Annotated in this window: 20 protein-coding genes; 8 read left to right on the top strand and 12 right to left on the bottom strand. The window is 71.4% G+C overall.

The window, feature by feature from the left end; genetic code table 11:
• Positions 1–112: 112 nt before the first annotated feature.
• The 3 genes from ATL45_RS04220 to ATL45_RS04210 all read left to right on the top strand — a co-directional run bounded on the left by ATL45_RS04220 (position 113) and on the right by ATL45_RS04210 (position 3480).
• Entirely contained in the window at positions 113–1699 is a 1587-nt protein-coding gene (locus ATL45_RS04220; RefSeq protein WP_246025158.1) for an alpha/beta hydrolase, read from the top strand.
• Between the two features lie 357 nt (positions 1700–2056).
• Complete coding sequence (locus ATL45_RS04215) at positions 2057–2524, top strand: hypothetical protein (protein ID WP_093151771.1); 468 nt, start codon at positions 2057–2059, stop codon at positions 2522–2524.
• Positions 2525–2901: 377 nt separating this feature from the next.
• Positions 2902–3480 (top strand): TMEM165/GDT1 family protein, encoded by a 579-nt coding sequence (locus tag ATL45_RS04210; protein ID WP_246025157.1) that lies wholly within the window; start codon positions 2902–2904, stop codon positions 3478–3480.
• Between the two features lie 259 nt (positions 3481–3739).
• On the opposite strand, the gene ATL45_RS04205 is transcribed toward ATL45_RS04210, so the two are convergent.
• On the bottom strand, positions 3740–4126 hold the full coding sequence (locus tag ATL45_RS04205; RefSeq protein ID WP_093151768.1) for a hypothetical protein: 387 nt from the start codon (positions 4124–4126) through the stop codon (positions 3740–3742).
• Between the two features lie 257 nt (positions 4127–4383).
• Between ATL45_RS04205 and ATL45_RS04200 the strand changes: the two genes are divergently transcribed.
• Positions 4384–5130, top strand: a complete 747-nt coding sequence (locus ATL45_RS04200; protein WP_093151766.1) for an IclR family transcriptional regulator — start codon at positions 4384–4386, stop codon at positions 5128–5130.
• A 97-nt stretch (positions 5131–5227) separates the two neighbouring features.
• Positions 5228–6283, top strand: a complete 1056-nt coding sequence (locus ATL45_RS04195) for a saccharopine dehydrogenase family protein (RefSeq protein ID WP_093151763.1) — start codon at positions 5228–5230, stop codon at positions 6281–6283.
• 285 nt (positions 6284–6568) lie between these two features.
• On the opposite strand, the gene ATL45_RS04190 is transcribed toward ATL45_RS04195, so the two are convergent.
• The gene (locus tag ATL45_RS04190) at positions 6569–7129 is read right to left on the bottom strand and encodes a VOC family protein (RefSeq protein ID WP_093151760.1); all 561 of its coding nucleotides are present in this window, start codon (positions 7127–7129) and stop codon (positions 6569–6571) included.
• Between the two features lie 96 nt (positions 7130–7225).
• Between ATL45_RS04190 and ATL45_RS04185 the strand changes: the two genes are divergently transcribed.
• Entirely contained in the window at positions 7226–7714 is a 489-nt protein-coding gene (locus tag ATL45_RS04185; RefSeq protein WP_093151757.1) for a GNAT family N-acetyltransferase, read from the top strand.
• On the opposite strand, the gene ATL45_RS04180 is transcribed toward ATL45_RS04185, so the two are convergent.
• The 4 genes from ATL45_RS04180 to ATL45_RS04165 all read right to left on the bottom strand — a co-directional run bounded on the left by ATL45_RS04180 (position 7695) and on the right by ATL45_RS04165 (position 16439).
• Positions 7695–8957, bottom strand: coding sequence for a TIGR02679 family protein (locus ATL45_RS04180; RefSeq protein ID WP_093151755.1), 1263 nt, complete (start codon positions 8955–8957; stop codon positions 7695–7697). The two genes, ATL45_RS04185 and ATL45_RS04180, sit on opposite strands and share 20 nt — an antisense overlap.
• A gap of 551 nt (positions 8958–9508) precedes the next feature.
• Entirely contained in the window at positions 9509–13606 is a 4098-nt protein-coding gene (locus tag ATL45_RS04175; protein WP_093151752.1) for a TIGR02680 family protein, read from the bottom strand.
• On the bottom strand, positions 13603–14808 hold the full coding sequence (locus ATL45_RS04170) for a TIGR02678 family protein (protein ID WP_093151750.1): 1206 nt from the start codon (positions 14806–14808) through the stop codon (positions 13603–13605). Before ATL45_RS04170 ends, ATL45_RS04175 begins: the two co-directional genes overlap by 4 nt.
• Complete coding sequence (locus ATL45_RS04165) at positions 14805–16439, bottom strand: TIGR02677 family protein (protein ID WP_093151747.1); 1635 nt, start codon at positions 16437–16439, stop codon at positions 14805–14807. The genes ATL45_RS04170 and ATL45_RS04165 overlap by 4 nt, the downstream gene beginning before the upstream one ends.
• A 143-nt stretch (positions 16440–16582) precedes the next feature.
• Here ATL45_RS04165 and ATL45_RS04160 point away from each other — a divergent pair, with 143 nt between their 5' ends.
• The gene (locus ATL45_RS04160; protein ID WP_093151745.1) at positions 16583–17527 is read left to right on the top strand and encodes a cobalamin biosynthesis protein; all 945 of its coding nucleotides are present in this window, start codon (positions 16583–16585) and stop codon (positions 17525–17527) included.
• A 515-nt stretch (positions 17528–18042) separates the two neighbouring features.
• Here the strand turns inward: ATL45_RS04160 and ATL45_RS04155 are convergent.
• The 6 genes from ATL45_RS04155 to ATL45_RS04130 all read right to left on the bottom strand — a co-directional run bounded on the left by ATL45_RS04155 (position 18043) and on the right by ATL45_RS04130 (position 22136).
• Positions 18043–18945, bottom strand: a complete 903-nt coding sequence (locus ATL45_RS04155) for an SURF1 family cytochrome oxidase biogenesis protein (RefSeq protein WP_093151742.1) — start codon at positions 18943–18945, stop codon at positions 18043–18045.
• Positions 18946–19259: 314 nt separating this feature from the next.
• The gene (locus tag ATL45_RS04150) at positions 19260–19514 is read right to left on the bottom strand and encodes a hypothetical protein (RefSeq protein ID WP_093151740.1); all 255 of its coding nucleotides are present in this window, start codon (positions 19512–19514) and stop codon (positions 19260–19262) included.
• Between the two features lie 81 nt (positions 19515–19595).
• Positions 19596–19832: a hypothetical protein gene (locus ATL45_RS04145; RefSeq protein WP_121505290.1), complete on the bottom strand. Its 237-nt coding sequence runs from the start codon at positions 19830–19832 to the stop codon at positions 19596–19598.
• Between the two features lie 323 nt (positions 19833–20155).
• Positions 20156–20359 carry a cold-shock protein gene (locus ATL45_RS04140; protein ID WP_093151735.1) on the bottom strand — a complete coding sequence of 68 codons (204 nt, stop codon included), beginning with the start codon at positions 20357–20359 and terminating at the stop codon, positions 20156–20158.
• A 452-nt stretch (positions 20360–20811) separates the two neighbouring features.
• Entirely contained in the window at positions 20812–21681 is an 870-nt protein-coding gene (locus tag ATL45_RS04135) for a fructosamine kinase family protein (protein ID WP_177241965.1), read from the bottom strand.
• The gene (locus ATL45_RS04130) at positions 21678–22136 is read right to left on the bottom strand and encodes a low molecular weight protein-tyrosine-phosphatase (protein ID WP_093151732.1); all 459 of its coding nucleotides are present in this window, start codon (positions 22134–22136) and stop codon (positions 21678–21680) included. The genes ATL45_RS04135 and ATL45_RS04130 overlap by 4 nt, the downstream gene beginning before the upstream one ends.
• A 274-nt stretch (positions 22137–22410) precedes the next feature.
• Between ATL45_RS04130 and ATL45_RS04125 the strand changes: the two genes are divergently transcribed.
• Positions 22411–22620 carry a hypothetical protein gene (locus ATL45_RS04125; RefSeq protein WP_143121614.1) on the top strand — a complete coding sequence of 70 codons (210 nt, stop codon included), beginning with the start codon at positions 22411–22413 and terminating at the stop codon, positions 22618–22620.
• The last annotated feature ends 112 nt before the right edge of the window (positions 22621–22732 follow it).

Raw genomic sequence — 22732 nt, 5'->3', positions numbered from 1 at the left:
GCCGAATACCGCGTTCCGGTCCTGTTGGGATTCGTGCATTCTGCGGTGTGACGGCGGCCGTTCCGCCTGTTGACTCCGGTGCGGAGTTGACCCGTGGAACGAGGAGGTGCGCGTGGCGGCGCATTCGGGCCGATTACGCAAAGTGCTGGCCGTGGCGGCGAGCGTGCTGGTGGCGGGTACCGGGTCGGTGGCATCCGCCGCGGCCCAACCGGCCGGCGCCGAGCCGGTCTCCTGGGAGAAGTGCGATTCAGCGGACCTCAGCGGGGTTCCGATCACCGAGCGGCACCTCTTCCGGTGCGCCACCTACCCGGTGCCGATCGACCACGCCGACCCGGGCAAGGGCACCGTCGAGCTGGCGATGATGCGGCGGGCGGCGACCAGCCCGGACCAGCGCATCGGATCGCTGTTCCTGAACCCGGGCGGCCCCGGCGGCAGCGGCTACAACCGGCCGACCACGGCGGTCGAGCGCTTCGACCCGGAGGTGCTGGAGCGCTTCGACATCATCGGCTTCGACCCGCGCGGGGTGAACAACAGCGATCCGCTGCGCTGCTTCAAGTCCGCCAAGCAGGCAGAGGAGGTGCTGGGCCGGATCTCGTCGGTGCCGGTTACCGACGAGCAGATCGACACCACCATGGACGCCTACCAGGAGTACGGCGAATCATGTGCGAAGAACGCCGGTGAGCTGCTGCGGCACATGTCCACCGAGGACGTCGCGCGGGACCTGGACCTGATGCGGCAGGGCGTCGGCGACGAGAAGCTCAACTACGTCGGCTTCTCCTACGGCACCCTGCTCGGCGCGACCTACGTCAACCTGTTCCCGGAACGCAGCCGCGCGATCGTCCTCGACGGCAACGTCGACCCCGCGCTGCGGACCTCCGACGGCGTCCAGTACGACCGCGAGCGCGCGCAGGGCTTCGAGCTCGCGCTGGACGGATTCCTGAAGCGCTGCGCCGAGAACCCGCAGAAGTGCGCCTTCGGCGAGGGCGACCCGCGGGCGAAGTTCGACGAGATCCGCGATCACCTGCGCGAAGAGCCGATCACCATGCCCGACGGCACGGAGATCACCCTCGACCAGTTCACCGACGGCACCGGCAGCGCGCTGTACAATCCGGAGAAGTTCCGGCAGCTCGCCACCGACCTGCAGTCCCTGCACCGCCGGCTGAACCCGGAGCCCGGGCTGATCCCGGAACTGCTCACGGTGCTCAACGTGCCGACCACGCTCGGCAAGCTCGACGCGGCGCCCGACGCCGAGTCCAGCTATGTGGACGACAGCTACTTCGCGGTGAACTGCACGGACAAGCCGATCCCGGCCGAACCCGAGCGGGTGGCCGGGATCGCGGCGCAGTGGGAGGCGGAATCGCCGACGTTCGGCCGCTCGCAGGCCTTCAGCGACCTGGCCGGCTGCTCGACCTGGCCGGAGACCAGCGCTGACGTGCACCGCGGCCCGTGGGCGCACCAGGCGGAGAACCCGGTCCTGCTGTTCGGCAACAGCTACGACCCGGCGACCCGCTACGAGTTCTCCCGCCGGATGGAGCAGCAGCTGGGCAACGCCCGCCTGGTCACCGTCGAGGCGCACGGCCACTGCATCCTGGGCGGCCGCAGCTCCTGTGCGGACACGATCGCGGCGAACTACCTGGTCGACCTGCAAGTTCCGGAGCCGGGCTTCGTCTGCCAACCCGACGAGCAGCCGTTCAGCTGACCCTTGCGTTCCCGGGTCGTCGCGGATGGAGCGCCGATCCGGGACAGGCGTGAGATGCGAGAAGATCCCCCGTCCGAGGAGAAGGGCGGGGGATCTTTCTCGTTGGGGGTCGACGCGCCGGTCGCCTCTGCGGCGAGTGGCGCGACGCGGCTCCAGCCGAACGGTATTCCGCGACGGCGATAGTTGAGGCCCGGGGGACACGGGCGCATCGACCAGCCTGTTCAACGGGCGGGGCGGTGGTGGTGTTCCTGGTGCTGGTGTGAGCCGCCCCTCACTCGATCGAGAACCCATCCCGACATGCGACGGTTCGATGCTTGACTCCCGGGATTCCGCTGTGGTCGGCCTTAGCTTCGGGGCATGGATTTCCAGGACGAGATTCGAGTCGGACAGCACACCTACGGAGTCAAGGCCAGGGGCGAGCCCGCCAGCGAGGACCAGCCGGCGGGTGTGGCGGTGGAGTTCACCGGGGCGGACGCGGACGGCCGCGTGGTGGCGGAGGGCAACCTCCTGATCGCCGTCGACGGGCTGGGCGATGCCGGCGCCTTCCTGACCCGGACCCTGGACGGCCTCGCGGCGCTCCACGCGCCGTGGTCGAACGGGCGCGGGCGCAGCCGGCCACGGCCGCCGAACGCGGGACGGCCGTGGACCGATGCCGACGGCGAACTGCTGCGGGAGCGGTGGCTGAGCGCGCTCGGCGAGTCGGCGGCGCGGCTGGCCGGGGAGCTCGCCGAAGAGCTCGGCCGCACCCGCGCCGCGGTGCGCGCCCAGCTGCCCCGGCTGGGGTGCGACCCGGACGTGCCGGGGCGGCCGCTCGGGCAGACCTGACGTCGGCGCAGGTCGCGACCGCTCCTGCTGAATTCCGAACACCGGTGGTTCGCGATTCGGGAAAAGCGCTATTGGTTCGGCGAAATCCGGGTTCTCGGCTCGCCGAAAACTCCATTTGGTGAATCGGAATCATGGAATGGGGTGCGGCGTTCAAATTGGGCTTTGGATATTTCGCGGAAAGGAGGTAATGTTCCGGATCGGAGAAGGGGAGTAGTCCGCAATCCCGCGGTCGACATGCTGGTGCCCGTTCGTTGCGCACCCGGTCGCGGAGCCTTGGATCAGAGGTGGGCGAGACCTTCGGAACCGGCAATGGCATGCCGGGCCGAAGATGCTGCGCGCCTTCGTCCTGGCCGTGATCGAAGAGGTGGGTATTCATCGTGCTGGGCAGTCTTGCGCTGAGTTCCGTGGCGATCTTCGTGGCCGAACTCGGGGACAAATCCCAATTGATGGCGATGACCTTCGCGACCCGCTACCGCGCGTGGCAGGTGCTGCTCGGCATCACCATCGCCACCACCGTGGTGCACGCGGTTTCGGTCGCGCTGGGCTTCGGGATGGGCGAACTGCTGCCGACCGAGTGGATCGCGCTGATCGCGGGAGTGGCGTTCCTGGGCTTCGCCGCGTGGACGCTGCGCGGTGATCACCTGACCGAGGAGGAGAAGCGAAAGGCCTCCCGGCGTGCGGGTTCGGCGGTGCTGGTGGTGACGATCGCCTTCTTCCTCGCGGAACTGGGCGACAAGACGATGCTGGCCACGGTCACGCTGGCCACCCACCACGACTGGCTCGGCACCTGGATCGGCTCGACGATCGGCATGGTGGTGGCCGACGCGCTGGCCATCGGCATCGGCCTGCTGCTCGGCAAGCACCTGCCGGAGCGGCTGATCCGCTACGGAGCGGCGGCCCTCTTCGCGATCTTCGGGACCTGGCTGGTCGTCGACGCGGCACTCGCCCTCCTCTGAGGGAGAGTGACCGCAGCACGCGCCGCAGGCGAGCAATTCACCTGCGGCGCATGCGCTTTCGGTTCTCGTTACCTGTGGCGGGAAGCAGAAGTGGAGAGTCGCAAGCGCAATCCTGAATCGTCAGGCAAGCGGCGAAGCCGCTTTCGGTGGTGAACAGTGACCGCGGTCATACATAAGGCCGGGCACCCGGAGTCCAGGCGGGCGCTGAGGTTCCGCTACCCGCACCGCCACGCAGAACGAGATGCGAAGAACCAAAGAATCAGCACTTCTCGAATGTGGTTGAAGAGGAGCGGTAGGTGGCTCCGGTGGAGCTGACCGTTTCCGTGTAGACCTCGACGGTGGCGCCGGTGTTGCACGGGGCCTTCGTGGTCAGGTTGATCTCGGTGCCGCTCTGCGCCAGCTCGCCGATCACCTTGGGCGCGGCGTCCTTCTGGGACACCACGATGCGGACGTTGACCGTCGCCGTGTTCAGGCAGCCGGTGCGCCCGCCGTTGGCCACCAGCGTGTTGCCCTCGCGCGTCGGTTGGTAGGCGAAGAGCGCGCACGCCGGGGCTTGTTCGGGGGCGGCGATCGCCGGGACCGCGGGAGCGATCGCGAACGCGGTGAGTGCGGCCGCAATGCTGAACAGGACGGGTGAACGTCGCATTCCGATGCCTTCTTTCCGTCTGCCGAATTGCCGTCAGGGGCATCGGGAGTCGATCACCCGGCGTGATGGCTGTCAATTCGGGGTCGAGTGGGGAGAAGTTTTTCACCCGACCGAGTAAGGCTTTTCGGCGTGTCGTCCTGGTCTTGGTCCGCGCAATTCCCTCTCGATTCCGACGAATATGAATCGCGGTCACATCTCGGCGACTGTGCAATATGTGCAATAGGTCTGTTAATCTTGCAGCCCTGGAGGGGGTGGGGATGTCCAAGACGGTCGCCAAGGCGGTTCACGTGCTCGAATCCCTCGCCGCGGCGCCCAAGACGATCGCTGAGCTGGCGCGGGAGCTGGGCGTGCACAGCTCGTCCGCGCTGCGCATGGTGCAACCGCTGGCCGACGGCGGGCTGATCGCCCGCGGGCCGGACAACCGGTACCGGCTCGGGCTGCGCTTGGTGGAGCTCGGCCAGCAGGTGCTCGACGAGATGGACCTGCGGGTCCTGGCCCGCCCGCACCTGATCGCGCTCGCCGATGCGACCCGCGCGACGGTGCACCTGGCCCAGCTGGTCGACGACCAGATCGTCTACGTGGACAAGATCGAGGGCGCGGCGACGATCCGCACCTGGTCGCGCATCGGGCGAGCGGTTCCGCTGCACACCGCGGCGGCCAGCAAGGTGATCCTGGCCGCGCTGCCCGCACCGCACTGCGACCGCCTGCTGGCCGCGCACACCTTCACCCGCTTCACCGAGCGCACCATCACCGACCCGGCCGAGTTCCGAGAACACCTCGCGACGGTCGCCCGCCTCGGCTACGCGACCGACCAGGCCGAGTTCGAGCCACTGGTGCACTGCATCGGCGTCGCGATCCCGGACGCGACCGGACAGCTGGGCGCGGCGATCTCGCTGACCACCGTCCGAGCCCCGGTCGACCAACCGGTGCCGGACAAACCCCTGCACCGGATGCGGGAAGCCGCGAACGCGATCGCCACCGCGCTCGGCCGCCCGCTGCGATGACACCCGCCAGGGTGATCGAAGAAACTCCCGGCAACCCGTGACGCCCCTGAACGGTGTTCGTTAGCAGGACGTTCGGCGCAACACGGAGAGGATCGCGATGACCTGGATGATCTACGGCGCGAGCGGCTACACCGGCAGGCTGGTCGCCGACCTGGCGGTCGATCGCGGGGAACGCCCGGTGCTGGCCGGTCGCGATCCGGCGAAGGTCGCCGCGGTGGCCGCCCCGCGCGGGCTGCCCCACCGCACCTTCGACCTCGCCGATCCCGCCGCGGTGGACGCCGGTCTGCAGGGCGTTGACGTCGTCGCGCACTGCGCCGGCCCCTTCTCCGCGACCTCGGAGGCGATGGTCGACGGCTGCCTGCGAAACGGCGTGCACTACCTGGACATCACCGGTGAGATCGACGTGTTCGAGGCGGTGTTCGCGCGGCACGAGCAGGCCCGCAGCGCCGGGTCGGTGCTGCTGCCCGGTGCCGGTTTCGACGTGGTGCCGACCGATTGCCTGGCCGCGATGGTCGCCGCCGAGCTGCCCACCGCGACCCACCTGGACCTCGCGTTCCACGCCAGCGGCGGGATCAGCGGCGGCACGCTGAAGAGCGCGCTGGAGGGCGCGGCGCTGGGCGGTCGCGCCCGCATCGACGGCGAAGTGCGAGTGGTGCCGATGGGCTGGCGGCGGCGCGAGGTGCCGTTCCCGTCCGGCCCGCGGCGGGTCACCTCGCTGCCCTGGGGCGATGTGAGCACGGCCTACCGCAGCACCGGGATCGGCAACATCACCACCTTCGCCCACCTGCCGGGCCTGGACCTGGCGGGCACGCGGTCGAGCCGGCTGTCCCAAGCGCTGATGCGCACGCACGTGGTGCAGCGGCTGGGCAAAGCGGCGATCGGCGCTGTCGTGCGCGGACCCGGCCACACCGCCCGGTCGCGCAGCTGGGTCGAGGTGTACGCCGAGGCCACCGACGCCTCCGGCCGCAGCGTCTGCGCGGCCTTGCTTGGCCCGGACACCTACGACCTCACGGCGGACTCGGTCCTGCGCGCGGTCAACGCCCTGCAGTCCGAACCGCCGGAACCGGGTGCCCACACGCCGTCCACGGCATTCGGCGCGGACTTCATCCGCCGCCTCCACGGAATCCGCATCATCGAACCAGCCCGCCGCTGACCTCGGCCCGCCCCGAGACTCGGGCACTCCGCCCGACCCGTGCTGCCGAAGAGAACCGCAGGCCAACGACACTGCCGGTACCCGTCCGGACGGTGCCTCGGCCCGGTGCTGCGTCCGGTGGTGGTGCGATTTCAATGGAAATCAGACGTCTGATTTCCATTGAAATCGCGCGATGCCCGACGCGCCGTCGGTGTGTCGGGTGCCCGACACGCCGGAGGGGTCCGCAACTTCCATTGAAATTGCGGGTCTGATTTCAATGGAAATTACGTGGTCGGCCTCGTCGGGTCAGGCGGGGAGGATGCGGAGCATTCCGGTGGGACCGGATTCCGCGGCGAGGAACTCCAGGTGAGGGCCTTCGCCGGAGGCCGGGTGGAGGGAGGCGAATTCGGCGCTGTCGGTGGCGAGGTCCATGCCCGTGGTCTCGGCCCAGCTGCGGGCCAGCGAGCGCGGGTCGGGGGTGTCGACCACGATCGCGGCGATCGGGCCGGTGCGCTCGTAGATCTTGCGGGGTTCGAGCACGCAGAGCTCGTTGCCCTCGATGTCGGCCATCACCACCCAGGGCACGTCGCTGCTCTGGTCGATGTCGGCGAACCGGGCGCCCGCGTTGAACAGCCGCTCGACGAGCTTGGTCTGGTCGTCGTGCGACTCGCTGCGCAGGTCCAGGTGCACGCCGTTCTTGGCGGTCTTCGCCACCGCGCCCGGCACGAACCGCAGCTCCACGCCCGCGCCGCCCGGGTGCACCGCGGTTCCGGACCCGGCGTCGAGGTTCCAGCCGAGCACGTCGGCCCACCACCGCGCGAGCCGCTGCGGCTCCCGCGCCGAGAACTCCACGACGACCGATGACATGGGCGAAAGCTACCGCAGATCGCGGACGGCAACTCGTCGTGCGGCGGTGGCGAAAATGACTGGCGGCCGGGCGGCCCCGCGGGTGAAGCTGCTGCCATGCGGATTCGTGCAGCGCGCCTCGACGACTGGTCGGCGATCTGGCCGTTCATGCGGGACATCGTGACGGCGGGGGAGACGTTCTCCTGGGACCGGGACATCTCGGAGGAACGGGCCCGGGAGCGGTGGTTCCCGGAGCTGCCCGGTCGCACGGTGGTGGCGGTCGACGACGACGGCACGGTGCTCGGCACCGCGGTGTCCGGGCCGAACCACGAGGGCCCGGCCGGTCATGTGGCGACCGCGAGCTTCATGGTCGACGCGGCGCACGCCGGGCGCGGTGCCGGGCGGGCGCTGGGACGTCACGTGCTGGACCAGGCGCGGACCGACGGCTTCCGCGCCATGCAGTTCAACGCCGTGGTGGAGACCAACACCAGGGCGGTCGCGCTGTGGCGGTCACTGGGCATGGAGATCGTCGCGACGCTCCCGCAGGCCTTCCACCACCCGGCGCACGGCTACGTCGGCCTGCACGTCATGTACCAGCTGCTGTGAGCCCGGCCCGGAGGTCGGCGAGCAGGCTCGGCAGCACGACCTCCTCCTCGACGGCGCGGGCCGCGGTGGACATCAGCTCGGCCAGCGCCGGATCCCACGGCGTCTCCAGCGCGGCGCCGACGAGGTTCGGCAGGTCGGTGCGGTCCGCGGCCGCGCGGTCGAGCGCCTCGCGGTAGTCGCCGGACGACATCCGCCAGGGCCGGGCGCGGTGGTGCTCCCAGAGGGACCGGGTGATGCCGATGCCGGCCCAGTCGAAATCGCCGTGGTGGTGCAGGGTCGCGCCCTCGGTGGTCAGCCGGTCCAGCAGGGCCAGCGCGACCGTCGTCGGGTGGCCGGACACGCACACCACGGGGTGGTCGATGCGTTCCTGCACGGCGGATTCCAGCACGCGCGGGCTCTCGCACACCGCGACGGCGGTACCGGGCTCGACGAGCCGTGCCGGAGCCGTGCGCAGGTCGAGGTGGGTCAGGTGCGTGGGCAGACCGATCGCGGACCGCTGCCGGACACCGCTCGACCAGGAATCGTCGCCGACCAGCGGCAACGCCCAGGTCAGCACGCTCGCGGACACCGCGTCGAGGGTGACGCCGCAGCGCTCCCACAGCGCCCGCCGCTCCCGCTCGTTCCCAGGTGACTCGACTCCGTGGGCCAGGGCAGCGGCCTTGAGCACGACCCGGCTCAGAGTCGTGCCGCTGTCGAGCTGGTGCGAATCCCCGAATCGAGCGGCGAGTTCACCACGCGAAACCCAGGCCGCGGGCGCGCGATCCAGCGCGAGCGCGGACAGGACTCCAGCCGCGCTCCGCGCGATGGCGGGAAGTTCGTCCGCTGCCACGCGCCCGTACTGCTGGATCCACTGCATCCACGGCACGGCCCAACCGGTCTCCGCGAGCCCGTGTGCCATCAACGCCGCGCGCAGCGGCTCGGGTTCTCGCTGTGCGTCCGGGGAATCCGACTCGCGCTGGACCACCGGTCGCTCGTGCAGGATCTCCAGGACTTCCGCCAGCCCCAAGCCGAACCGGCTCCCACGCACCGCATCGTCCAATTTGGACACGCTGATCCGCGTTCCCCGCCCCACCATCGGCCGCCCGTACACCTCGCCGACGAGCCGCTGCGCCTCGGCATCGGGCAACTCCAGCCGGAACGTCGCCGGCGGCTTCGGTGACTCCAGCGCTTCCCGCGCCTGCTCCCACAAACCGCGCAGCGCAGCAACGCCCCACACCGCGCGAACCTCGTCCACGACCCCCATCGCACAACCTCCCTGCTCACCAGCCCCCAGAGACATGATGAGTGAGAGCCGCCCAGGGCCCACCAGGGGGCTCCGAGAGGCGGGCACCGCACGCCGGACGACGGCACTGATCGAACAGTGGGGAACCTCCGCGATTTCGGTTGGAATTGGATCTCTGCACCGCAGGCTCCGTCGGAGACGTGACGAATCCAATTTCAATTGAAATCGCTACACCTGCCAGGGCAACCACCCACCGCTTTGAACCCAAACCCCGGCCCCGCTCCGGGCCGCATGACCAGGTCTCCCCGGTATCACCGCTGATCCCTCAGCGGCGATACCGGTCGGACGTCGTGGGAGGTCGTACGGCTGCGCACGGGGTTGCGTCGGGTTCAAAGCGGTGGTGGTCGCCTTGAGCGGTGCAGCGATTTCAATTGAAATCGGATCTGTTGCCGTTCCGACGGAGCCCGCGGTGACGAGAAGCCGATTTCAACCGAAATCGCAGAGGTTCACCACCCCTCCTTCAGGGGTCACGACCCCTCTCGGGGTCACCACCCTTCCTCCAGAGAGGCCAGTCAGGCGTCCGCCCGGTGCAGGGCGGTGCCGGTCCAGGTCGTGTGCGTGCAGGCGATCCCGTGGCCGCTGCGGGGGCGGAGGACGTCGTAGATGTGCATCTTCGGGATCTTCGGCGAGACGCCCCAGCCGCTGGGCCAGGTGATCAGCCAGTCCATGTCCAGGTCCACCAGCAGGCCCAGCATCCGCGCGATCGTCGGGTCGTCCAGGCGCTCGAACGCCTCGTCCAGCAGCACCAGCCGCAGCGGGCCGCGGCCGTCGGAGGACACGCTGACCGCGTCGTAGAACGCCGCCGCGGCCGCGAACAGCGTCACGTAGGAGATCAGGCGCGTTTCGCCGGAGGAGAGCTGGCGCAGGCGCCGCACCCGCGGCTTGCCGTCCGGCCCGGTGTCGCGGACCCGCACGGTGAAGGCGAACCACGAGCGGTAGTCCAGCGCTCGCGCCAGGATCTCCGCGTAGCCGCCCGAGGTGCTGTCCCGCTCGGCCTCGATGAGGTCGGTGAACACCCGGCGCAGCAGGGCGTCCTGGTCGTCGCTGCGGTCCGCGAACGGGGTGCGCACCAGGTCGATGGCCTGCTTGATGTCGTCGCCCAGCGCGGCCGACGGCTGCCAGTCCAGCTGGACGTGCACGCCCTGGCTGGAGCGGGCCCCGTCGAGCACCTCGTTCATCCGCTTGCACAGGTCCTCGGCGATGGACATCTGCCCGCGCAGGCGTTCGGCGAGGTCGCGGATCAGGTAGTCGGCGAAGATCGACTGGTAGCGCTCGTTGAGGTAGCCACGCTGCTCGCCGAGCCGTTCGCCGACCCGGCGCGCCGCCTCGGCCACCGGCTGCGGCCCCTCCTCGCCGGTCACCGTCACGGTGAGCAGACCGTGCTGGTCGGCGGCGGTGATGTCGTAGTTGCCGCTCAGCGAGTGCTGCAGCGTTTGCAGTCGGTTGAGCACGGTGGCCTCCGACGATCCGCGCCGCTCGGCGGCGGTGAGCAGCGCGGCGGCTTCGTCGAGCTCGCCGGGCAGTTCCTCGCCGACCTCGGCGGCCGACCACAGGCCGGGGATGCGCAGCGCCTGCTGGAAGGTCTCGGTCGCCGAGGACGCGTCGTGCTCGCGGCCCGGCAGCTGCGCCTGCTTGTTCTCCAGCTGGGTTTCCAGCCGCGCCGCGGCCTCGCGCAGCGAGCTGATCTGCTCCCGCGCCTGCGGCAGCTGCTTGCGCAGGTCGGCGCGTTCGCGCTCGAACGCGCTCACCTTGTCGGAGATCTCCTGCGCCTCACCGCCGACCGCCGAGGTCAGCTCGGCCAGCCCGCTCGCCTGCTCGGCGTAGGCGGCACAGCGCCGCTCGGCCTGGGATTCGGCCTCCATCCGGTCGGCGATGGCGACGTCGTGGTGCAGCGAGATCTCCTGCAGGTCGGCCAGCGTCGGCAGGCAGCGCGACTCGATCGCCTCGCACAGCGCGTCGATCCCGCCGCGGGCGTCGATGGCGGCCCGGTTCGCCGCGTCGAGCGCCCGGGTGTCGGCGGGCAGATCCGCCTCGCCCGCCGAGCGCACCAGCTCGGCGTGCGCCGCCTGCCAGCGCTGGTCGGCGCTTTCGTGCTGCTCGCGCAGCTGCACCACCTTCTGCTCGCTGTCGGCGGCGGCCTCGATCGCGGTGGTCAGCTTCGCGTGCGCGGTCAGCAGGTCACCGTCGTCCGGGTAGGACTCCAGGTGCTGCTCCAGCTCCGCCGCGTGCTCGGAGGCCTCGTGGTGGCGCCGCTCGGCTTCGCCGACCTCGGCGCGCAGCCGCGACAGGTCCTCCTCCAGCTCCGCGATGCGCCGCGCGCGGGCCGCTTCGCGGGCGCCCGCTCCGACGTACTCCGCGGCGTTCTTGCGCCACGCGCCGGAGAGCACGCCGGCGCGCCAGCTGCCGTCGGCGGACACCGAAAGCCCTGCGCTGCCGTCGGTCGACACCGCGGCCAGCAGCGCGGCGACCCGCTCCGGCGGCACCGGGCAGTCGGTCACGGCGGCAGGGGAGAGCAGGTCGGCGAGCGTGGCACCGCTGCCCGCGTCCGCGGGTTCGGCGAGCAGGTCGGCCAGCCCGGGAACCGCGCCGTCGGCGGTGACCCACGCGTTGAGCAGGCCGCTGGACTGCAGCGCCGCTTCCAGCCCCGCCCGCTCGTCGGCGGTCAGGGACGGCCGGAAGTCGACCAGCTCGTAGAAGGCGCGGCCCTGCTCCGGGTTCCGCTCGGCTTCGGCCCAGGCGGGACGGCCCGGTGTCTGCTCGTGACCGGCGCGGAGCTCGGCGAGCTCCTGTTCGCGGGTGCGGGAATCCACGCGCAGCTCGGTGATCTCCTGCTCGACGGCGGAGACCTGGCGGCGCGCTTCGTGCAGCTGCGGTCGCGCCCAGCGCCGCGCCTGCTCGCGGGCGCCCCGCGTCGCGGTGCGGTTCTCGGCGAGTTCCTCGGCGGCAGGCGGTTCCGGCGCCGGATCCTCCACTGCGGAGGGCCATTCGGTCACCCACTTCTGCGCCCGCTCCACCCAGACCGCGGCCGCGTCGGCGAGCTCCTGCTGCGCCTGGTTGCGCCGCCCGGCGGCTTCGGTCGCGGTCAGCTGAGCCTGCCGGGCCAGCCGTTGCAGCTCGGCGACCTTGTCCTGCTCGGCGTCGAGCTCCACGGCCTGCTGGTGCAGGGCGAGCGTCAGCGCCGAACGCTGTCGCGCGGTGGCCGCGAGCTGCTGCGAATCCGCCACCACAGCGCGGAATTCCGCGGCGATCGCCTCCGCGTCCAGCTGCGGTGCGACGGCGCGCTGCACCTCCTGCGCGACGGCATCCGGTTCCGCCGAAGTCCGCACCTCGGCCTGCTCGGCGCGCAGCTCCGCGACCGGGATCACCGGCGGTCGCCTCACCAGCGACCCGTCCAGCCCGGCGGTCGACAACTGCTGCGCCGCCCGCTGAGCCGCCTGACCGGCTGCCTCGGCGTCCCCGGAGAGCCGCCGCAGCACGCCCACGACCGACTCCGCCGACCGGTGCTCCTGCGCGCGGTGCTTGGCGGCGGTGTCCAGCGCGGAGACCGCCGAGCTGCGGGCGCTCTCCACCAGCTGCTCGCGGTCGCGCAGGTTCTGCAGCTCGGAGTAGGCCGGGTGGGAGCGCAGGGCGTCGATGCTGGACTCCAGCTCGGCCTCGCGCTGCTCCAGCTCGGCGATCGTCCGCTCCGCGGTCTCCCGGTCCTGCTGCTTCCCGCCGACCTGCTTCTCCAGGCCGGTCAGCTCCTTGCGCAGCGCGCGGAGCCGCTGCTGGGCGGTGCGCATCGCCTCGGCCCGGTCGCGCAGCGCGCCGAACGCGTAGCCGGAGTAGGTCGACAGGAACGCGGTGAGCGCCTTGTCCGCGCCGGTCAGCCGGACGATGTTCTCCCGGATCGACTCCAGGTCGTCGAACGAGGTGGCCAGCCGCTCGATCAGCGCGGCGTCCAGCGGCGGCAGCGCGTCGGAGAGGATCTGCTCCAGCTGCCCCTCCAGCACCTTCAGCCCGACGTCGGGGTTGCGCAGCGTGCGCTGCAGGTGCAGCAGGTCGCCGTAGCGGGCGGCGGGCACGCCGTAGACGGTGGCCGCGACCTTGGCGCGGAACGCCTGGTCGTCGAGCACGCAGTCGGCGCCGAGCAGGTCGCGCAGCTGCGCCGAGCCCAGCGGCACCCGGTCCGCGCCGACCAGGTAGAGGTTGATGCCGACGCGGCGGCTGGTGATGAACCGCCACGAGTCGCTGATCGACTGCGAGGTCTTGGACGCCTTCACGCCGACGCCGCAGGTGAGGAATTCCTCGCCGCCGTCGGCGGTTTCGCGGCGCAGCTCGATCCAGGCGTAGCCGATCCGGTTCGGGCCGCCCGGGTACTCGTCGAGCATCAGCCGCCGGATGCTGACCGTGTCGAAGCCCTTGGAGCCCAGCTGCCGCAGGTCGCCGTCCAGGCACAGCGGCAGCAGCAGCTCCAGGGTGCGGGACTTGCCGGAGCCGTTGGTGCCCTGGAAGATCGCCCGCCCGCCGTCGAGGTCGAAGGTCGTCTCGGCGTACTGCCAGATGTTGACGATCCCGCCGCGGTGCAGCCGCCAGCGGTTCGCCCCGGTCCCGGTGCTCTCGTCGCTCACCGCTGTTCCCCTCGCATCTCGTCGATCTCGTCGAACAAGGACCAGCCCACCGGCTCGGGGGCGGGTGGTTCCGGCTCCCGGCCCGGGGCCGGGGTGGCGTCCGGTTGCGGCAGCCAGCGGTGCGCGGCCGGGCTGAGCAGCCAGCTCCCGCCCGCGTCCTGCAGCAGACCGAGCCTGCGCAGCAGCGCCACCACCGAGTGCACCAGCTCCTGGTGGTCCTCGGTGGCCTGCCGGGACCACGCGGCAGGGTAGGCCTCGACCAGCTCCTGGCACACGTCGGTGAGGTCCTGCCAGGTCACCGGGTGCTTGCCCGCGGCGTCCGCGGCAGCGCGGTCGAGCAGCTCGGGCAGCGCCAGCAGCGCGACGCGGGCCACCGTGCCGGGCCCGGGGAAGGCGACGTCGCTGAGGTAGTCCTCCGGGTCGCAGACCACCACGCCCTCCGCGCGGCACTCGCTGACCAGCCCGAAGAACCGCTCCAGCCGGCGGGATTCGGCGGTCACGTGCTCGCGCAGCCAGCCTGCCTGCTCGGCCGGGAGGTCGCCGTAGAGCACCACCGGGTCCTCGACCAGCCGGCGCCGCACCGCGTGCTCCAGGTTGCGCGGCCCGGCCGCGCTCGCCAGCTCGATCAGCTGCTCGGGGCTCTCGGCCTCGGCCAGCGGCCCGGCGACGAGCTGTCCGAGCAGGTCGGTGTCGATGGTGATCAACGCCTCGGCGGACGCCTCGGCGGTCACCGACCCCTCGGTCTCGGTGATCACGCCCAGCGCCACCAGCTGCCGCAGCGCGGCGGTCAGCGCGCGCCGGTCCGCCGGGTCGTCGACCACCGCGATCTCGGCCTCGGCCGCGGCGGCGCGGACATCGCTGACCAGCCGGGAGAGCAGCACCTGGCGGCCGATGCCGGTCAATGCGGCCAGCGTCAGCGCCAGGTAGGCGTAGCCGCGCGGGCTCAGCGCCGCCTCGCCGCGGGTGGTGTCCTTTCCCGCACCCGACTTGTACAGCCGGGCGAAGCGGCGCTCCACCACCAGCCGGTAGCCCAGCAGCGAGGAGAACACCTCTTGGAGCACCACGCGCTGCCGGTAGATCATCGGCAGCAGGTCGCCGTCCGGGCCGCCGGCGCGCAGCAGCGGTCGGCGCAGCAGCACCCGGGCGCAGCGGACGACGTTATTCGCGTCGATGTCGGGCAGCTCGTCGAAGGTCGTGGTCATCGGGCGGCCCCCTGCTCCTGCGGGATCGCGCCGTCCCCGCTGAGTTCCAGCACCGTGTCGCGCAGCGTCAGGCGTCCCGCGGCGCTGGCGATCTCGGTGTCCTGACCGGCCACGGGCCGCACGGTGACGCGCAGGCGGTGCACCGGGTCGAGCGCGGTGCCCGGCTCGTCGGAGCCCTCGCGCTGGGCCATCGCCAAGGTCAGCAGCTCGCACAGCACACCGAGCGCGTCGGGGGACAGCTCCTGCTCGGCCAGCCGCGGCCCGGCCGCGGCGAGTTCGGCGACGGCCGCGCTGCGCTTCTGGTCGGCCTCGCGGGCCTGCGCCAGCAGGGTTTCCTCGGTCATCGGGTCGTCGAGCACCCGCGAAGTCCGGCCGCGCGCGCCGCGATCGCCGCGGCTGCGCACGCTGACCGTGACGTCGAGCACCGGGCCGTCGCGCCAGGACACCTTGTCGTTGTCGGTGTCGTAGTCCGGTGCGGGCTGCAGGTGGCGGGCCGAGTGCAGGCCGAACGCGGCCGAGTGCAGCTGGTGCGCGGTGGCCTCGTCGGCGCCGTCGAACCACTTCGCCAGCTTCAGCAGCTCACCGCGGCGACCGGGCACCAGCCCGCCGCCGGAGGTGGCCCGCTTCACGCTGGCCAGCAGCGAGCCGATCGCCCGCGCGGTGGCCTCCCGCAGCGCGGCGACCTGGCTGGGGCGGCCCGGCGAGTCCACGAACCAGTCGGTGAGCTCCTGCCAGTCCGCCGCGGTCCGGCCGCGCGCCCGCTCGACGTCGGTGCCCAGCTGGTCGGCCGGGCCGAGCAGGCGCAGCAGCTCGCCGCGCACCCCGGCCAGGCCCGCCAGCGAACCGGCGATGGTCTCGGTGTGCCGCAGCACGTCCTCCACCACCATCTGGATGTACTCGACCAGCAGGTTGCGGAACCCGGAGATCTCCTCCGGCGCCAGCTGGTGGCGGGTCACCACCTGGCCCAGGTAGGCGTAGAAGTCGCGGACCGTGGCGGCCAGCTCCGCGTGCTGCAGGAACACCGTGGTGACCTGCTCGGCGAGCCGTTCCCTGGCCTGCCGCGCGGCCTTCGCCCGCGGATCGCGGACCTCGGCGGCCAGCGCCTCGGACAGCGCGCTGCCGATCCCGGCCAGCCCGCGGTCGATAGCTGGCAGCAGCTCGCGGGACACCTCGCGCGCGCCCTCGGGCACCCGCAGCAGCGCGTCGACGTCCCGCTGCACGCGGACCGCGAGCTTGCTGACCTGGTAGCGCACGCTGCCGTGCTGGAACTCGGCGATGCTCGACGCGATCGTCTCGCGGCGGCCCACCACCAAGTTGCCCCACTTCACCAGCCGCTTGAGCCGGTCGATGACGGTGTCCACATCGGACTCGCCGGGTGCCACCCGGCCCTCCCGCTCGGCGGCCGCCAGCGCCGCGCCCACCTCGCCCGCCGACAGGTCCGCCAGCAGCGTCGAGGTGAACAGCCGCATGATCGCCAGGTAGGTGCGGTGCTCGGGGGCCTGCAGGTAGGCGAACAGCTGCAGGCGCTGCCCGTCGTCGCGGGTCTGCTCGGGAGCGTGCGCAGGCACGTCCGCCGCGGTTCCCGCGACGCCCGCGCGCAGCACATCAGCTTCGTGGTCCGGGGCCGTCACGGTCCGCCACGATATCCCGTGGGGCGGACACGGCCGGTCACCTGGCATGCGGTGACCGGTCACAGGCGCCCCGGGGGTAGCGTTTCGGGACGGCTCAGGGCGCGGGGGAGGCCCCGGCTGGACGATCTGGAGGAGCGGCACCGGTGAGCGCGGGACGGGCGGTCGGACTCTTACTCGGCGTGGCTGCGGACGCGGCCCTCGGTGATCCGAAGCGCGGGCATCCGGTCGCGACGTTCGGCAGGATCGCGCAGTCCGCGGAGCGCTTGTTGCACCGCGACCAGAAGCCCGCCGGGATCGTCTACACCGGTGTCCTGGTCGGCGGCACGGTCGGGCTGGGCGTGCTCGCGCAGCGGTGGTCCAAGCGCAGCCCGGTGCTGGAAGCGGCCGCGACCGGCCTGGTGACCTGGGTGGTGCTCGGCGGATCGTCGCTGGCCGACGAGGGAACCGCGATGGCCCGGCTGCTCGACGCCGGCGAGATCGAGGCGGCCCGCGAGCGGCTGCGCAACCTGTGCGGCCGCGACTCGGCAGTGCTCGACGGCCAGGGCTTGGCCCGCGCCACGGTGGAATCGGTGGCGGAGAACACCTCCGACGCCGTGGTCGCCCCGCTGGTCTGGGGCGCCGTCGCGGGCATCCCCGGACTGGTCGCCTACCGCGCGGCGAACACGCTGGACGCCATGGTCGGCCACCGCTCGCCCCGCTACCGGAACTTCGGCTGGGCCTCCGCGCGCCTGGACGACCTGCTCAACCTGGTGCCCTCGCGGCTGGCGGCGGTGCTGACCTCGGCGTGCGCGCCGGTGGTCGGCGGCTCGGCGAAGGGCGCGTGGCGCACCTGGCGCCGCGACGCCTCGGCGCACCCGAGCCCGAACGCCGGGCAGATCGAAGCGGCCTTCGCCGGAGCGCTCCAGATCCGCCTCGGCGGCCGGACGGTGTACGGCCACGTCGTCGAGCAGCGCCCGGTCCTCGGCGAAGGCCGCACGGCCGACGCGGGCGACGTGACCAGGAGCGTCGAGCTGTCCCGGGTGGTCGGCTCGGCAACGGGCGTCCTGACGGCGGCCTACGCCCTGACCCGGGCCCTCCGCCGCCGCTGAGCTCGCGCGTTACCTACCGCTGCCCGTGCCCGCGGCCCGTGCCCGAACCTGTGGCCCGTGCCCGAACCTGTGGCCCGTGCCCGAACCTGTGGCCCGTGCCCGAACCTGCAACCCGTGCCCGAACCTGCGGCCCGACCACACGGCGGTTCCGTCGACCACACGGCGGTTCCGTCGAAGACGTCCACCTGCGCCCCGCGCGGCGGATCGGACGACGGGGCCTCGGAATCGCGGGACTCGTGCACCCGGCTGCGGATCCGAGGTGGGGGTGACGCAATTTCAATTGAAATCAGACGTCCGATTTCCATTGAAATTGCGCGGGTCACCACCGTCGTCGGTGTGTCGGGATCCCGACACACCGACGGGGACCGCAAGTTCCATTGAAATCGGATCCGCAATTTCCATTGAAATCGCGGAGGTTCCGCACTGCGATCGGTGTGCTGAGGGCCTGATGCACCGCGAGGGCCGCAGTTCCAGCGGAGTGGGAACTGCGGCCCTCGCGGTGTGTTCGCGGTGGTTCAGGTCTTGCTGGTGGATTCCGCGTCCGCGGCTTCGCGGCGTTCGGCTTCCTCGCGCTCGCGGCGCTCGTCCTCGGCGATCGCCTCCGCCACCGACATCTTCTTGCGGCGGGGCTGCGGTTCGGACTTCGCGCCTCCCTCGGATCCGGCTTCCGCGTCGCGCCAGGCCGGGCGGGCGCCGGGGCGCAGCTCCGAGTAGATCAGGTAACCGATCGCGATGACCGCCATGATGCCGAACGCGATCCACTGCAGCGCGTAGGAGAAGTACGGCCCGGACTCCAGGCGCGGCAGCGGCAGCGCGCCGAGCACGCCGGGCTGCCCCTCGTTGAGCGCGAAGTAGCCGGGCTGCAGGGCGATGCCGGTGCCCTGCGAGATGGTCCCGGAGTTGACCGCGTACGCCCAGCGGTGCCCGTCGTGCTCGAACAGCGGGCGCTGCTTGCTGTCGTTCTCGTCGGTGCGGACGCGCGCGGTGAGCGTGACCTCGCCGCTCGGCGGCGCGTCGTAGGCGGGCGCCTGCGTGCCGTTCACCGGCCGGACGAAGCCGCGGTTGACCAGCACGGTCGTGCCGTCGGCCAGCCGGAACGGGGTCAGCACCTCGAACGCGGGCTCGCCGAGCACGGTGCGCTGCCAGCCCAGCGTCTCGCCTTCGGGCAGGTACTGGCCGCGCAGCAGCACCTGCGCCCACTCGGTGCGCTCGTCCGGCGCCTGGCCGGCGGGCAGCACTTCGCCCAGCGGGCGCGGTGGCGTGTGGAAGGACTCGGAGATCGCGTTGTTGCGGGCCTGAGCCTCATCGCTGCGGCTGAACTGCCAGGGTGCCAGCAGGGTGAAGCACAGCGTGGTGAAGACCGCGACCAGCGCGATCAAGCCGAGCCAACCGGGTCGCAGCAAGAACTTCAGGCGCACACCCCTACGGTAGCTCAGCCATGCTGACCAGCGGTTTTCGGATCCGGTTGCGGAGCGGCGGAGATCCGCGCGCACCTGCGTCCCAGCAGGTCAGCCCGCGTCCTCTTCCGGTTCGGTCGAGATGTCCGAAAGGCCCGTTGGTCGGGTGCCCTGGCGGCCTCGACCGCATCGGTCACGGTTCGTGAGCACTTCGGTGCTCTGGCACCGCTCACGACCCCCGGCGGCGGGACGAGATCCGCGGTGGTGCGAACCCGTGGCGGGTTCTGCAGATCCGGTGACGAACGGCACCGGCTGCGTGACTCACGGGCCGGTGTTCACTCGCCGTCGGGTGCGGTGAACGGGGTCCGCAGGCGCCGCATGGTGTCATGGCTGCGGTCCGCGCGGGGCTGGGGCGGACCGGCGTTGCCGCGCGGTCCGGGTTCGACGAACGCGACCGGGTGGACCGGCCGCACCGGAACGCCGAGCGGCCGACCGGAGCCCGGTGCGTGCCGGATCGCAGGTGCCGGGTGCGCTCGTCGCTGCGTGGTGCGCCGCTGGGCGCTGGGACGCGCGGGACTGGACAGGTTCATGGAAGTCCTTTCAGAGCAGTGTTTTCCCGCCACCGCATCGCGGTGCGAATGCCGGGTGCGGTGATGGCGTGACGCGGGTGGTCAGTCACCGGTGATGCGCACGTCGCCCCCGCCGTAGGCGGCGAGTTGGTAGTGGGCGCGGGCCACGGCCTCCTCCACGGTGCCGGTGACCCGAGCGGTGTGCTGCCCTTCGGCATCGGTGATCTGCCAGGCGTCTTCGGACAGCGTCCGCGCGACGTGCCTGGTGTGCCGGATCAGGCCGTCACCAAGGCGCCGCCCTGCTGCGGTGCTTCCTTCGAGGAGGGCGCGGTGATCCACTGTGGATGAGTGGGGAACGTCGAATCGGGTGGGGTCGGTCCGCATCGGACTCCAATGCACTGTGCGGGATCTCGGGCCCGGCGCGGACACAGCGGTGTCGCGGCCGCGGGCCGAGGACGGGAAGAACGAAGTACCGGGAGCCGTCTCGTCGATCCGGCTCGACCGAACTGAGGGCCAGGCTCGCGCGAGGAGTGGAAGCCCGCGGCCCGGGAAGATCAAGACTTGTCGTGCGCCTCGACGTGTCCACCACGGAGGCGGTGCGGGCGGCTGCCCGCAGGCGGCGGGTGCCCCGGCGGGGCCGGGACACCCTGCGCGGTGCTGGTTCAGACCGCTCGGACGAGCTCGGCCTGCGGTCCCTTGGGGCCCTGGGTGACGTCGTAGGCCACCGGCTGGTTCTCCTCGAGGGTGCGGAACCCGGCGCCGTCGATGGCCGAGTAGTGCACGAACACGTCCGGGCCGCCCTCATCGGGGGCGATGAAGCCGAAGCCCTTCTCCGAGTTGAACCACTTCACGGTTCCCTGAGTCATGTGCGTCTCCGTTCGGGAGCTGGGGAAGTACTACGGGTCACCGCACGGCGCGGCACTCCCGGGCCGGGGGATCAGACGGCGGCTCAACTCCAGCTACACCAAAGACAGCAGCTCGCCCGCTTCAACATCCTGCGAGCATGCGCGAAACACGAACCCAGAAACAACGACCACCACGAACGCTACACGCCTTTGACGACCTTGGCCATCTCGATCGTCGGTGCGCTGCCGGTCCGGTGAGTGGCGCACAGGCCGCCGGGTTCGGTCAGCGCGGTCTCACGCGGCTTGATCGTGGAGCTGCGGTGGGTACCGCCAGCGGCGGCAGACCGAGACCGAACCTGTTGCCGCGCAAGTCTATTGACGGATGACCGAACCGGCGGCGAGAACCTCGGCCCACGCGGCAACCAGGACATCCACGTCGAGCACGACCCGGCGGAACCGCTGACGAACGCGCCTCAGCGGGTTCGGAGGGCGGAACGCGCGGCGCTGACCGCTTGGGCGGCGTAGCCGCTGCCGAAGAGGACTGCGTGCACCAGGAGCGGGAACAGCTGGTGGAGGGCTATGCGGTCGCGCCAGCCTTCCGCGAGGGGACGGGTCTCCTCGTAGGCGGCCACGATGCGGTCCAGGTGGGGGCAGCCGAACAGGTGCAGCATCGCGAGATCGGTCTCGCGGTGACCGCCGTGCGCCGCCGGGTCGATCAGCCAGGCGCGTTCGTTCCCCCAGCGCACGTTGCCGCTCCACAGGTCGCCGTGCAGCCGGGCGGGCGGTTCCGCCGGACCGGCCAGCCGGTCGATGTCCGCGCATACCCGCGAGATCACCGAGCCGTCGGCGGTGCTCAACACACCGGAGTCCACGGCTTTCCGCAGGTAGGGCTCGATCCGGTGCGTCGCGTAGAAGGAAGGCCAGTCGGGCGCGGATTCGTTGCGCATCGGGGCGAGGCCGATCCAGGCGTCGACCGGGCCGCCCGGTGGCGCGGCGCCGAACGCCGGTGCTCCGGTCGCGTGCAGTTCGGCGAGCCCGCGGCCCAGCTGCTCGGCCGCTGCTGCGGTGGGCGCGGCTTCCGCGATGTGCTCGGTGACCAGCCAGCGTTCGGAGTTCCCGAGCACCTCGGGCACCGCGACCGAGCCAGGCTCGGCGAGCCACCGCAGGGACGCGGCTTCGGCCGCGATCGCGCCCGGCATCGACCCCGGCGCGGTCTTGGCGAACACCACCGCGCCGTCGTCGAGGGACACCGCGAACGCCGCCGCGGTGTCCCCGCCGCTGAGCCGTCGCACGTCGACCGGGGTGCGGCCGGTGATGGCCGCCACCGCTGAGCGGGCCGTCACAGCCGCTCGCGAACCCAGTCGAGCAGCCCCGGCGTCGCGGCCTCGACCATGGCCAGCACGTCCTCGAAGCCGTTCGGGCCGCCGTAGTACGGGTCGGGCACCTCGGCGCCGTCCTCGGAACCCGGGTCGAAGGAGCGCATCAGACGCACCTTGGACGGGTCGTCGGCGAGGCGGCGCACCGCGCTCAGGTGCCCGGCGTCCATCGCCACCAGCAGATCGGCGTCCAGGTGGCGGTCGTCGATCTGCGCGGCGACGTGCTCGGTCGGGTAGCCGTGATCCGCGAGGACCTTTCCGGTCCGGGGATCGGCCGGCTCGCCGACGTGCCACGGACCGGTCCCGGCGCTGGAGACCTCGACCTGCCCGTCCAACCCGGCCCGGCGCAGCTGTTCCCGGAACACCAGCGCGGCCATCGGGGACCGGCAGATGTTGCCGGTGCAGATGAATGAGATGTGCACGTGCGGAAACTCCGATCAGCGCGATTGGGTGGCGGGGCCATTTCTACCAGGCAGAACGCCACTCGCGAGCACGCGTCGACGCTCAAGTCCGGTCGTGCCGGACGATCTTGAGGTAGCTCACAGCGATGAGTGTCGCGCTGGCGGTAATCGACCACTGCTCACCTCCGAGGCATGGGCACTGATTACCCACCAAGGACGGGTGATGAGCAGTCGCGGGCAACCAATCGCGATCGGACGATGGACGCGGCCTTGAAGTCGACGTTCTGGAGAAATGATGCGAATTCGCACCGTTGTCGCCGCTGCTGCTCTCGCTGCTATTTCGACCATCGGAGCTGGGGCAGCGGCCAACGCCGACCCCTCGATTTTCGAACACCGCCCGTTCGTCGACGTCGCCAGACCGATCGACCTGATCCTCGGGTCGCACGCGTCCGGTACCCAGACGCCGGACGAGAGCGGCACCGCCGTGACGGAGGAAGATGAATAGGGAGACGAGTCGAGAGCGGCCCGGGTTCTCATCTCTTCATCCCGCACCGGAAAGAATTCGTCTTCTACGGGGCCGTCCCCGAGCACGGGTTGCCGTCCTCGGGGTGGCCGCT

This window comes from Saccharopolyspora antimicrobica (assembly GCF_003635025.1).
Lineage (GTDB): Bacteria > Actinomycetota > Actinomycetes > Mycobacteriales > Pseudonocardiaceae > Saccharopolyspora > Saccharopolyspora antimicrobica.
This window is presented reverse-complemented; position numbering and strand designations above follow the sequence as displayed.